The 13,063-nt window shown below is 43.3% G+C and carries 13 protein-coding genes; 4 read left to right on the top strand and 9 right to left on the bottom strand.

The window, feature by feature from the left end; translation table 11 throughout:
• Positions 1-75 precede the first annotated feature (75 nt).
• From NE665_RS09705 to NE665_RS09670, 8 genes are all read right to left on the bottom strand, one after another.
• Complete coding sequence (locus NE665_RS09705) at positions 76-1,119, bottom strand: zinc-binding dehydrogenase (RefSeq protein WP_178760275.1); 1,044 nt, start codon at positions 1,117-1,119, stop codon at positions 76-78.
• A gap of 118 nt (positions 1,120-1,237) precedes the next feature.
• Positions 1,238-2,077, bottom strand: coding sequence for a PTS system mannose/fructose/sorbose family transporter subunit IID (locus NE665_RS09700; protein ID WP_002606658.1), 840 nt, complete (start codon positions 2,075-2,077; stop codon positions 1,238-1,240).
• A 1-nt stretch (position 2,078) separates the two neighbouring features.
• The gene (locus NE665_RS09695) at positions 2,079-2,864 is read right to left on the bottom strand and encodes a PTS sugar transporter subunit IIC (protein ID WP_178760276.1); all 786 of its coding nucleotides are present in this window, start codon (positions 2,862-2,864) and stop codon (positions 2,079-2,081) included.
• Between the two features lie 46 nt (positions 2,865-2,910).
• Positions 2,911-3,390 (bottom strand): PTS sugar transporter subunit IIB, encoded by a 480-nt coding sequence (locus tag NE665_RS09690; RefSeq protein WP_178760278.1) that lies wholly within the window; start codon positions 3,388-3,390, stop codon positions 2,911-2,913.
• Positions 3,372-3,812, bottom strand: a complete 441-nt coding sequence (locus NE665_RS09685; protein WP_178760280.1) for a PTS sugar transporter subunit IIA — start codon at positions 3,810-3,812, stop codon at positions 3,372-3,374. Before NE665_RS09685 ends, NE665_RS09690 begins: the two co-directional genes overlap by 19 nt.
• Positions 3,813-4,004: 192 nt before the next feature.
• Positions 4,005-5,462, bottom strand: a complete 1,458-nt coding sequence (locus NE665_RS09680) for an FGGY family carbohydrate kinase (RefSeq protein WP_178760282.1) — start codon at positions 5,460-5,462, stop codon at positions 4,005-4,007.
• Between the two features lie 15 nt (positions 5,463-5,477).
• Complete coding sequence (locus NE665_RS09675; protein WP_117443622.1) at positions 5,478-6,323, bottom strand: class II aldolase; 846 nt, start codon at positions 6,321-6,323, stop codon at positions 5,478-5,480.
• Between the two features lie 13 nt (positions 6,324-6,336).
• Positions 6,337-7,380 carry a zinc-binding dehydrogenase gene (locus tag NE665_RS09670; protein ID WP_117443623.1) on the bottom strand — a complete coding sequence of 348 codons (1,044 nt, stop codon included), beginning with the start codon at positions 7,378-7,380 and terminating at the stop codon, positions 6,337-6,339.
• A gap of 310 nt (positions 7,381-7,690) precedes the next feature.
• Here NE665_RS09670 and NE665_RS09665 point away from each other — a divergent pair, with 310 nt between their 5' ends.
• The 4 genes from NE665_RS09665 to NE665_RS09650 are packed head-to-tail and all read left to right on the top strand — an operon-like array spanning position 7,691 to position 11,433.
• Complete coding sequence (locus tag NE665_RS09665; protein WP_008816064.1) at positions 7,691-9,607, top strand: PRD domain-containing protein; 1,917 nt, start codon at positions 7,691-7,693, stop codon at positions 9,605-9,607.
• 12 nt (positions 9,608-9,619) lie between these two features.
• Positions 9,620-10,288, top strand: a complete 669-nt coding sequence (locus NE665_RS09660; protein WP_117443624.1) for a hypothetical protein — start codon at positions 9,620-9,622, stop codon at positions 10,286-10,288.
• A 4-nt stretch (positions 10,289-10,292) separates the two neighbouring features.
• The gene (locus NE665_RS09655) at positions 10,293-11,006 is read left to right on the top strand and encodes a ribulose-phosphate 3-epimerase (RefSeq protein ID WP_117443625.1); all 714 of its coding nucleotides are present in this window, start codon (positions 10,293-10,295) and stop codon (positions 11,004-11,006) included.
• Positions 10,987-11,433 carry a hypothetical protein gene (locus NE665_RS09650; protein WP_008816061.1) on the top strand — a complete coding sequence of 149 codons (447 nt, stop codon included), beginning with the start codon at positions 10,987-10,989 and terminating at the stop codon, positions 11,431-11,433. The genes NE665_RS09655 and NE665_RS09650 overlap by 20 nt, the downstream gene beginning before the upstream one ends.
• 435 nt (positions 11,434-11,868) lie before the next feature.
• On the opposite strand, the gene hydF is transcribed toward NE665_RS09650, so the two are convergent.
• On the bottom strand, positions 11,869-13,062 hold the full coding sequence (gene hydF / locus NE665_RS09645; protein WP_178760283.1) for a [FeFe] hydrogenase H-cluster maturation GTPase HydF: 1,194 nt from the start codon (positions 13,060-13,062) through the stop codon (positions 11,869-11,871).
• Position 13,063: the final 1 nt, after the last annotated feature.

Below are 13,063 nucleotides of genomic sequence, written 5' to 3'. Positions count from 1 at the left end.
TCTTTATCAGGCTGTCGTCTATTACAGTAATTCCGACAGCTTTAAAGAACAGATATTTTAATGCTGCTGGCACTGTCATTTTGAGAAGCGCAGCATGACCTTATAGGTATCCGGACGGCTTGCACATTCCATCGCTTCGACAACATCCTCATAGTCATAGACAGCTTCAATCAGTGGCTTCACATCAATAATCCCTTTGGATATACAGTCAATCGCCTGTGCAAAGGTCTCGATTGTCCCATTCTGTGTTCCGGTCACAACAATTTCCTGAGAGTGAAGACGTCCGGCATCCACAAGGATCGGCTCGTTGGGATGAATAGAGCTGAACATATTGCACAGACCGCTCTTGGCAGTCATCTGAACCGCCTGCGCTGCAACAGCAGGAATAGCGGTTGTATTCTCAACAACATTGGCACCGCGTCCATTTGTCAGCAGCTTAACCTGTTCTACCGGATCAGATGCCAGTGGATCAATAGCGATATCCGCACCGATTTTCAAACCGAACGCGCGTCGCTTTGCGTCCGTTTCACTTAAAATAACACGTGCTCCCTGACGTTTCGCACAAAGCACATGCAGCAGTCCCATAACGCCGCCGCCAATGACAACAACATCATCTCCCATGTTGATATGAGAACGGTTAATACTGTTGATCACACAGGCCAGTGGTTCCGCAAAGGCTGCCTCATCATCTGCTGTTTCCTTTGGGTATACATAAAGATGGCGTGCTTTTACAGCCGCAAATTCTGAAAAGCCATAGAAGCCGGAATATCCGTTGTCATTGAAATATGCAGTACCTTTTGTGAAATTGCTGCAGATATTTTCATGATGATGTTTACAATCCGGACAGACGCCGCAGTCATCAATGATATAGTTTATAACCTTATCGCCTATATGAAACAGACTGGGATCTACACCTGCGCCTATTTTTTCTATAACCGCACTATACTCATGTCCGCCAATACGCGGATATGACCATTTACACCCCTGATAGTCTCTGACATCATTTACACAGATACCGGATGTCAGAACACGTACCAATACTTCATCCTCTTTGATTTCCGGTACCGGTATGTCTTTGATATGATAATCTCTAGGTCCTTCTAATACACAGGCTTTCATTATAGTCCTCCTATTTTCCTAATTATGAATCGCAATTTTATGCAGGGAATATTCCTGTCCCTTCTTCTTTAAAAAGCAGGGACCAGCAAACAAGAACTGGTCCCTTTTCTTCATGATACTATGCTAAGATTCCAGTTAATCCGCCGATAATACCGATGATAACAATCAGAATGATAATCTTGATGGATGTCCATCGCTTCTTCATCAGCCAGTAAACTAACATCGTGAATCCAAATGGCAGTATGCCAGGCATGACAGCATCAAACAGCTGTGTCTGCACATTGAATTTAGACCCCGATGTGACAAGCTCCAGACCACAGGAAACCTTTACATAGTTGGCAATCAAGCCACCCATAACCATACATCCCATGACCTGTGCTCCCAGCAGCAACTTGTCGAGCAGCCCCTTTTCCAGAAAATCCATGATGGCTTCGGAGCCCTGCTGGTAACCGAAGAAGAAGTTAGCGAAACTGAAGATATAGCTGATGGCAAGCATCAGAATCAGATATACGATAGCGCCCCATACCGTACCAGTTAGCGTGATATCGATACAGATTGCCAGAAGGATTGGAATCAATACACCCTGATAGATCGTATCACCGATTCCTGCCAGAGGTCCCATCAGGGATGTTTTCAAGGAAGTGATAAATTCACCCGGAATCGGTTCTCCCAGTGATTTCTGTTCCTCCAGTGCGATTGCCATTCCCAGAATACAGGAACCGAACTCAATATGAACGTTGAAGAATTCCATTTCACGCTCCATGACCTCTTTCCGCTTTGCGGCACCATCCGGATCATCTTTATACAAATCATCAATCACCGGTACAAAGGTGTGACCACAGGCCATCCCCATCATTCGTTCGTAGTTGTAGCAGCACTGTACCCAGGTTTCCCAGTTAAAGGCTGCGCGGTATAAGTGTTTCTTCGGGATGACGTGTCTTGCTTTTTGTTCTGCCATTTTAGAAATCCTCCTCTAGCTCAGCTTCTTCAGCGATGTTCCCCTTGCCGCTGTTTTCTCTGTAACGAACCTGTACGTAAACCAATGCGCATAATAAGGACAATACACCAAGAGGCAGCAGTGCAAGTCCGGAATATACAGCTACAACAAATCCGATGAACAGGAATACACGGCTTTCCCCTTTAAAGATATATTGCAGTGTAATCGCAATACCCAAGGCTGGCATCAGACCGCCAATGATCTGGAAAATTTTCAAAGGTGTTCCGGCAAGCATTGTAATGAATCCCTGAATATAGGTTGCTCCGAAATATGCAGCCAGGGAGCAAGGAACGATACAGATAACTGCAGCCATGATCTGCGGCAGCAGTACGTTGGCAATCCAGATTTTATTGTATTGCTCTTTTTCAACAAATCTGTCTCCGATGTGAACGAAGATGGAGTCAAAGGTCATACGGCAATACCATACCAGTGTACCCAGAAGTCCAATAGGAACAGCCAGTGCAAGGGCTGTATCGGCATCCAGATTACCGGTGATGGCAAAGGCAGCCCTCAGTGTTCCTGCCAGCGCCATGTCCGCAGGCATGGACCCTCCGGCTGAAATAAAGCCTAAATAAACAAGGTTGATGGATGCTCCAACCATAGCTCCCGTTAATGCGTCCCCAAGGATGATTCCCGCAATCCAGCCGCAGACCAGCGGTCTTTGCACCGTCCATAACCCGACAAACGGCAGGTTTGCTTCACCAATCCAATACAGGACCCCCAATAGAATCGCTTGTACTATTGACATAAATTTCTCTCCTCTCTGTTAGTTTTTATGTCCAGCAGAATCTGTCTTATAACAGGTTTGATATATCGACTACCTTCTGCTCAGGTACTAACTGATAATAAACATTTACACCCTTCTCATTTTTCATTCTGCGAATGGAATCCACTTCATCCGGACTCGCTGAAACATTATTGATGAATGGCTTTCGGTCTCCGCGGATTCCCATACCGCCAAGACATACCTCTTTGATTTCCACTCCGCCATCCAGCAGCTGTTCAAATACGATCGGTGTTTTTGTCAGAACGATAACATGTTCATTTCCCGGATCGGGCTTTTGGAGTGCCTTCGTTGCACCTTCGACAGACAATACAGCAACCTTGGTACCCTGTGGCGCCAAAGCCATCAGTACCCGTTTGTTGAATTTATCCGCAGCAACGGTATCATCTACAATGACAATTCTGTTCGCACTCAGACTCGGTGTCCAGGCTGTTACGACCTCCCCGTGGATCAAACGATCATCCACACGTGCTAAAACGATGTTTCGCATTTTTCATCCTCCTCATTATCAAGCATGTCAGCTAAGTATTTTTTTACATCCTGTACGGTGCTGCCTGTCAGCTTCATAGCTTCATCACAAATTTCCGCAGCGCTTTTTCCATTTCCTCTCATCAGTAGGATTTCCATCAGCAGGGGAACATTGATTCCTGTTACATGGTATACATCATAGGTGTTCATCAGCTGTACGACAGCATTGAACGGACTGCCATAGAACAAATCGGTCAGCACAAGGATTTCTTCCCCCTCATCTGCCTTTTTAAATTCATTCTCAATATTTTCTTTCAGGATATCCACTCCCTGATGAGGATACAGGCCAACATATGAGAGATTCTGCTGTTCACCTAATACCATTTCCATTGTCTCAAATAATCCCTTGGAAAAAGAACCATGAGATACTAAGATAACCTTCATAATACCCTCCTTTCTCTATACATTTTTCACTGGTGAAAGCACTGCTCTGGAAGCGGTTCCACCATCTGGTTATATTCTATACGATTTACCGCAGCGTTTTTTATTTTAATATGCGTAATCATTACGTAACCGGATTTTTTATGAGGTTCGTATTGATTATGCAATTTTATAATTTTTTTATTACAGGTGAGCTCACTCCTGCATGATTTGCTTCAGCGCAGAATACATGCGCTTGTATTTTTCATACTGACGATGGTATGCCTGGACTGCCCCATACTGTGCTGTATATACCTCTCCCTGCTGGTCGCAGGACCTCTGCTTCAAAACGTCATCTGCCATAGCAGCCAGAAGCGCCGCCCCATAGCCGGGTGTTGCTTTTCCCGTGACGACCTCCAGCTCAGTGTGCAGAATATCAGCCAGAATCTGCATCCAGATACGACTCTTTGTTCCACCGCCATTGATTTTTATACGGGAAGGCCATTGTGCTAGCTTCATATTTTCAAGCGCTTCACGAATCGCGTAGCCTACTCCCTCGAACACAGCTTGTGTCATATCCTCCCGTCGGGAATTGGCGCTTAAACCGATAAAGGCACCCCTTGTGCTCAGATCATGATAGATGAGCTTATCCCCTGTGATATGCGGAAAAAAGAGAATGGTGTTCTTTCCGAAACGATCCGGTGAAATAAGCTTTTGATCCACTGCCATATCATCTGTTTTAATTATATTTTCCACCCACCATTTATGCGTTCCTCCGGCTGCGCGCACGGTTCCCTGCACCACATTGACGAACTGTGTATGATCGGCATTGAACAGGACATTCTTTCCTCTTCCTTCAAAATCCATATCCTGCTTTGGCAGAATAACAACTCCGGAGGTTCCCAGCGAAATGATCGGCTCTCTCCTGTTTACTATCCCCATTGCCACCGCATTTGCGGGGTTATCCCCGGTTCCTGCAATTACACGGATATCATGTGTCACCTGCAGGCGTTCACAAAGTGACTGCTGCAGTGTCCCTGCCACATCACAGCTGGCATACAGCGGTCCCAGAAAGCTTTCCGTGATACCAAGCTTATGCAGCATATACGGTGACCATTTCTTTGCGGCGATATCATATAGGGAGCTTGTGGAGGCCTCACAGTAATCCGCACTGCTCTTCCCTGTCAGTCTATATACGATATATGCATACGGTGTCATGATCTTGTGAATGCGTGCAAAGCTACGCGGTTCATGCTCTTTGACCCAGAGTGTATTCACTGCCGGACTGCCCGGTGATAAAATTTTAGCGATATATTTCGTTTCTTCTCGCTGCAGGCATTCCTTACGAAGCTTTTCCACCATACAATCTGTTCTTAGGTCTGTCCACATAATAGCATTGCGCACAGGCTCTTTGTTTTCATCCAGAAACACGGTGGTATGCATCTGTCCGGTAACCCCGATTACAGAAATATCCTTTTGGTTAAAGGTATCAACTATATCTGCCAATCCCTGCATAACAGCCTGCATCCATACGTCTGGATCAATCTCCCGCCAGCCCTCCTTCGGCTGCAGGATTGTATATCCATAGCTGTTTTCGTATATGATATTCCCACTATCATCAATCACTGTTGTTTTCAATGCGGATGTACCGATATCAAGTCCTATATAATACACAGAATCCGTCCCTTCCTATGATTCCTTCAACCCGTTGATAATTTGAACAAGATCAGCGGCAGTTGCGCTGACATTCTCTACTGCCTTGGCACTGAGACCATACAGATTTGCTTCGTTATGGTTCTTTTCATAAGCCTCACCAAAGGTCTGAATAAATGCTTTGCGTAAATCTGATCCGTAATTCACCTTGATCATGTTGTAGTCCTTCATGCGTTTCACCTGATCAAACGGGATACCGGAGCCGCCATGCAGCACCAGCGGAACAGGAGATACTGCCGCAAGCTTTTCCAGCAGAGCAAAATCTATCTTCGCTACCGCATCCAGACCATGTACATTTCCGATGGAAACCGCCAGAATGTCACAACCGGAGCGCTCCACAAATTCTTTTACCAGAGATGGATCTGTTTTACAGTCTGCCTCATTTACATCATCATCCTCTTTCCCCATGATTGCTCCCAGCTCTGCTTCCACCGGAACATTATAGAAGTGACAGTATTCCACTGTTCTCTGCACCTCTTTTATATTTTCTTCAAAATCAAGATGGGAAGCATCTACCATAATGGAGGTGAAGCCCGCATTCACACAGGCCTTTACATCATCAAAGCTTTTTCCATGATCCAGATGCAAACCGATCGGTGTATCTGTCCCCTTTAAAAATTCTCTCATCATATAGGCTATCACTTCCGGATTTGATAAATGCAGATTATTTGAAGATATCTGTACCATACCCGGGAGATGAACAGCATGTAAGCCCTGTATAATTGCCTTTGTCATTTCCAGATTCGTCGTATTGAATGCCGGCAGCAGAAGATTTTTTTCCTTTGCATAAGCAAGCAGGTCATATCCATTTACAATTTTCATCCTCGTTCCTCCCTTATTCTGAAAACCTTAGCAGCACCTTAAATGTCTCCGGACGCATAGCATCCTCCAGGGCAGCCTTAACATCGGTATAGTCATACACCTTTTCAATCAGCGGCTTTACATCAATGATTCCTTTGGCTATGCAGTCAACCGCCTGTGCAAAGGAGCGCACCGTCGGACTAACTGTACCAGTAACCCGGATTTCCTGAGAATGCAGACGCCCTGCATCCACAAGAATCGGCTCATTGGGGTGAATGGAGCTGAACATATTGACAAGACCACTCTTGGCACACATAGCGATTGCCTGTCCGGCAACAGCCGGAATCGCCGTGGTATTATATACAACATTTGCTCCGCGTCCGTTTGTCAGCAGCTTTACCTTCTCCACAGGATCTTCCTCCATAGGATCAATCACTGCATCTGCCCCCAGTTCAAGTGCAAATGTTCGACGTTCGGCGCTTGTTTCACTGACAATGACCTTTGCCCCCTGCCGCTTCGCACAAAGAACATGAAGCAACCCCATAACACCACCGCCGATAATCACCACATCATCCCCCATGCGAATGCCGGTTTTATTGATGCTGTTGATCACACAGGCAAGTGGTTCACTAAAGGCAGCCAGCTCATCCGGTGTATCCTGCGGAACGATATGCAAATGACGCGCCTTTACCGCAATGTACTCGGCAAACCCAAAGTATCCGGAAATACCTCCCTCGTTATAAAAGGTTTTCCCTTTTTCCGCAGCGTCACAGATATTCTCATGCGCATGCTTACAGTTGTAACAGACTCCGCATTCATCTATAATGTAATTTACCACTTTTTGACCAATGTGGAACATTCCGGTATCAACACCGTTTCCAAGCTTCTCGATTACACCGGCATACTCATGTCCGCCAACACGCGGATACGTATACTTGGAGCCTTTGTAATCCCGAACATCATTCGTACAAATTCCAGCGACAGTAATTCTCAACAATACTTCATCGTCTTTTGGTTCAGGAATGGGAAGATCTTCAATACGAACATCTAAAGGTTTCTCTAAAACACAAGCTTTCATACTTCCTCCTTTTACGTGGTAGGCTTATCCTTTCTGTAACAAAAAGCCTTACCATACGTCTTACAATACCATTATAAATAAATTCAATGGCCGTAGTTTCGGATAATTGCAGAGTAATTATGAAGTCATTTCAGGGGTAGTCTTGCGTATCAATTACGCAAAAGACAATTTTTTTCGTAATTGATAATACGGTATGATGTACTTGCTTGCATAGGGTGGGGCCTACTTATTTTTGATTTGTTCGTTTTGAATACATAAGGAAAGGAGAAGTGAAATCCCGCAGACAGTTTTGGGTTTCATAGTGAAAAGAATGCTAACAAAAAGACAATCCAGTATTTTTTTAGAGCTTTGCGAAAAAGTTGGTGAGTACTATAAAGCGAACTATTTTTCGGATAAATTTAATATTAGTCTTCGGACCATCCAAAATGACATCAAGGCGATCAAAGAGGACACTGCTTCTTTATCTGATATATTCATCATTGATTCCAAGGTACCCTTTGGTACAAGGATCAAAATTCTGGATAGAGAACGCTTTACACACTATCTCAATGATTTGAAGCTGCAATCAGATGAATACAACATCAATTACAGGGATGATCGCATCTATAAGCTTCTGAATTTCTTATTAAGCCAAAGGAAAAGTATATCCCTGACAAAATGTGCAGATTATATCTATGTATCAAAATCCACTCTGACCAGTGATTTAAAGGAGCTGGAAAAGACCCTGTCGAAATTTTCTTTACGTTTGATTCAGACAAAGGGATATATATGGATTGACGGACTGGAACGGGATAAACGCATCTGTCTGATGGATGTCAGCTATGCATATCACCCCATGATTCCCAGTAAGCTGATTTCTGATACAGAAGCTGTTCATGTTGAATTTATACGAAAGACGCTGATGAAGGAGCTGCTGGAAAAGCAGTATCCGATTTCCGATGTTGAATTTCAGAATATCATTATCTGGCTAAATATCTCCATCCGAAGAATCACCAATTTCTTTTATCTGAATGACGAGGATATTGACGGTGAGGGAAACTATGACACGGAAATCAAAATTGCAGGAAATATATTTGAGCGTATTGAAACAAAATATCTGATCCGTGTACCGCAGACAGAAATCAATTTCCTTGCCATGTATATTAACAACCACAGTAACTTCAGCAATACTGATTATATATCAGAGGATCTGAATACATTTATTCTGCATGCGCTGCAGAAAATACACGAATCCTATCCAACGGATTTCACACACGATGTAAACCTGCGAATATCACTGGCTCTGCATTGTGTTCCGCTGATATCCAGAGCACGCAATAATGTACAGATCAAAAATGAAATGCTGGATTATATCAAGCAGAGCTTTCCATATGCATTTGATATTGCCACATATTTCTCCTATCTGTTATCCGAGCGGTATACATGTAAAATTAAAGAAAGTGAAACGGCCTTTCTTGCAATTTATTTCAATAAAAGCATCAATGAGTATTCTGTTTTAAAGGGCAACAAACGAGTATGTATCATCACAAATCTAAAACGCTCCGAGTATTTTCTTCTGGAACAGTTTCTGTATGATAAATTTCAAAAATATATCGTATCCATAACCTTTGTTTCCTCCAATGAACTGGATGATCTGGATCTGGATGCATATGATTTGTTTTTTTCTACCGAGGATAACCGGGCTACGGAATCCGGTTTAGCGACAAAGATTGCATTTTTTCCGGATTCCAATGAGCTGGAGAAAATCAAGGTGCGGATCGAAGGCTTTAAAAACGTTGAGGACATTATGAAGCTGTTTGATCCAAAGCTGTTTTTCGTAAAGGATTTCACAGAAAAGGAAGAGATTCAAAAGTGTCTGGTCGATGCTGCCTCTGTGCTGTATCAATTAGATAATCTCGCTGAGGAAATCGAGCTGCGTGAGGAATTCGGCTCCACCTATTTTGGCAATGGAATTGCAATTCTTCACCCGATGCATCTGCTTACAGACGATTCATTTATCGGGGAGATCATACTCAAAAAGCCGGCAGTCTGGGATACGGAGGGAAACCATGTCAATCTGATTTTCCTCGTATGCATTCAGAAAAACAATTTAGAGGCCTTTCGTGCCTGGGATTATCTTTCCCCTCTGCTGTTCAATAATGAATTCAAGCAGGAAATACTGTCCGTTGAGGATTACGGAGATTTCAAACGGATATGTGAAGAGAATCTGAAATCGCATATATTGTAGGAGGAACATCATATGACATTTACATTTCTGATTACCGCTGCTGTTCTTATTATCCTGTTGATCATTCCACAGATCATGAAACGTGTTGTATACAAAAAACTGACAGGTTATCTGTCAGAAAGAGATTATGAGCAATTTGAAAAGCTGCTGGACGGGTTTGCCTGCACCTTTTCCTTCAAGCCATACAATCGGGAATACATGCGGTTAAATTCCTATTTCATGCAAGGTGATAAAAGGAAAATCGAGGCACAGCTGGATACGATTTTCAGTAAGATGAAAATGAAGGATGAGCAAAAGGCAGCAGCGGCCAGGCAGGGATTTTACTTCTATATGGAAAATCAGAGGTATAAGAAAGCAGAAAGCATGCTGCATATCTGTCGAAAAGCTGATAAACATACTCCTGAGCTGCATACGATGGAAATGATGTACAGTATTCTTGCTCTGAAAAAGAGTGAGTATATACAGGAAATCAGAGAGCGGCTGGAGCCGATGAAGAAAATGCCGGATGCTTTTACCAATGATGCAAAGCGTGTTCGTATTGGTATCTTTGAATATTTGCTTGGTCTGCAGTATACGTATCTCTGCAATAAAAAATTAAGTAAAACCTATCTGAACTCTGCACTGAAAAATTGTAGAAATACGCCTTATGAGGTTGAAATCCAAAAGCTGTTGAAGGCGTGATACCATGAAGCTATCCACCACAGAATACAGTTTCAATGCCTCTTTGTCCTGTATCGATCTGGGACATGTCGCAGACAGTATGAAGGAAATCAATCAGTCGCGTATAAAAAGTCTTCACTATGATATTGTGGACGGTCAGTTTAATGAATGCTTTATATTTGGTGATCTGATGCTGAAGGTATTTCGCAGCTATACGACACTGCCAATCACTGTGCATCTCGCCTGCCGTAACCCGCTTCCATATATAAAGCCCTGTATAGCGAATGGTGCTGATTATATCGCCATTCATTACGAGGCGGAAACAGACATCGAAACGGCCTTTCAACAAATACGCAGACTTGGAGCAAAGCCGGTACTTGCTTTTCGCTGTGACACGCAGGTACCAAAGGATTTTATTAAGCTAGCAGCACATTCTGAATGGATTCTTAAACTGAGTGTCCAGCCTGGCTTTTCCGGGCAGCTTTTTCAGAAGGAAGCACTTCAGCACATAGTACAGATGAAGCAGCTGCTTTTGGAGGCAAAGCTGAATAAGGTGATAGAGGCTGATGGAAATATTCATACGGGAACGATACACAGCTGTGCAAAGGCTGGTGCAACGATGTTCACAGGAGGAACCTCCGGTTTATTTCACCAAAAGCACAGCATTGATGAAAGCATCGTGCTTCTTGAACAGGCCATCGCTTCAGGAGGAATTTCAAATGGCATTGACAATGAATGAGGAAAGTAAACAAAAGGAACTGAAAAAGCTGCTTTGTGAGAACGAGAAATATCTGGCTTCCACATGGGGAAATATCGTATCCTCTACACCGAAGCTGTTATCCTATGCCGTTGCCGCAGACAGACGTCCGAAAATTGGTTCCAGTAATATATACTGCTATGTCGGTTTGACAAAAGCAAGTCTGAATATCGTCACATTGCATTCTCTGGATGTGACAAGAGCAACCGGATATTTTCGTATACCATTGCAGGATATTCAGAATGCAGCAGTGAAAAAGGGAGTATTAAAAAGCAGTGTGATTCTGAGCTTTGAAAACGAAAGGTTTAAAATATTATGGTTTAATGAGGCAACCGGCACGGATATGAAGATGCAGAGAATCAGTGTACGAAGAATCTGTGATTATTTCATTCATGTATCAGAACAGTAAAAACCGGCAGTGCTACCATAGATTCTTACGCACATTGGATACAAGTAGTTGAAAAGCTAAAAGAAGAAATAAAATCCTATCGCAGGAGCTTTTATTTCTTCTTTTTTTTTTTACTTGACTCTACGATTTCCATAATCGAAGAAAACCTTCAATAAGCTTCCGTTTTTTTAATCTTCCCTGTGTATCGTTTCCAAGTCGGATACCTTCCTTTCGTGCGTATCATATTTTAGAAAAGGTATGATACGCGTCGAAGAAGGCCATATAGCAAAAGGCTGTTTCATAAGCATAGTTACTTATGAAACAGCTGTTTGCCTTCATCCTGAAAAAGAAGTCAGAGATGTTAAGATATATGGTTCGTGAACTACCACCGGCTATAGAGCAAGCGGCTTCTAATGATTGCTTGCGCATTCATAAAATCTCTATTCATTTCGCTTGTCAATAGATGATATGCTCCAGTATTCCCTTCATATATGCAATGGCAATTCCGTAATTCGTCATCGGTATTCCTTCCTGTTTTGCCTGCTCGACTCTGGACAGGACATATTTCTTATTGAACATACAGGCACCACAGTGGATGATCAAATCAAACTCCTGTAAATTCTTTGGAAAATCTGTACCGCTCACAATATCCACCTGCAGGCTGTCTCCATATTTCTTCTTAAGCATAGCCGGAATCTTCACACGCCCGATATCTTCTGCAAGAGGAGCATGTGTACAGGCCTCCGCAATAAGTACTTTGCTATCCGCATGCAGCTGATCAATAGCCTTTGCACTCTGGATGAAATATTGAATGTCCCCCTTGTAATTTGCGAATAACACAGAGAACGAGGTTAGTAGACTCTCCTCTGGTTTTTTTTCATATACAAGAGGAAACACCTGTGAATCCGTAATAATCAGCTTCGGCGGCTTTGCCAGTGCTGAAAGAGCAGCCTCCAGTGTATCGCTTGTACAGCTTTGAACAATACATTTATGATCCAGTAAATCTCGAATCGTCTGTACCTGTGGCAGAATCAGTCTGCCTTTGGGAGCCTGTATATCCTGTGGCATAACGAGTAATACAAGATCATTTGCTGTAACCAGATGTCCGATTATGGTTTCTTCCGTAAATTCAGAGGGAAGCAGTCGAATCAGAGCCTGTCGAACAGGCTCCGCTGCCATATCCTCAGCCGCATTCACAACGAGTATCTCCCCACCTGTTTTTCTTTCCAATTTCTGTATCGTATCCATTGCATGATCCCTGTCAGCTGTAGCTGCATTCCATATACAGAGAACAGGAATCTGTTTCTCTTTCAATTTTGCATACCATTTCATTTCCCAGGAAATATCTAATTCCCGAAACACGAGAATAGCGATATCTGTTTTCTGCAATACCTCTTCTGTTTTTTCAACACGCAGTCGGCCAAGCTCCCCCTCATCATCAAAACCAGCCGTATCATAGAACACCACCGGTCCTATTCCATGAAGCTCCATCGCCTTGCTTACAGGATCTGTGGTAGTCCCCGCAACAGGAGAAACGGTAGAAACCTTCTGCTTCGTAATAGCATTTAACAGAGTGGACTTTCCGCTGTTTCGTTTTCCAAATATTCCAATATGCAGACGCACTGCATTGGGTGTATCCTGCATACTCATA

Source organism: Clostridium sp. DFI.1.208 (assembly GCF_024463855.1).
Classification (GTDB): Bacteria; Bacillota_I; Bacilli_A; order Erysipelotrichales; family Erysipelotrichaceae; genus Clostridium_AQ.
The sequence above is the reverse complement of the archived record's forward strand: the minus strand, read 5'-3'. Positions and strand labels throughout refer to the sequence as shown.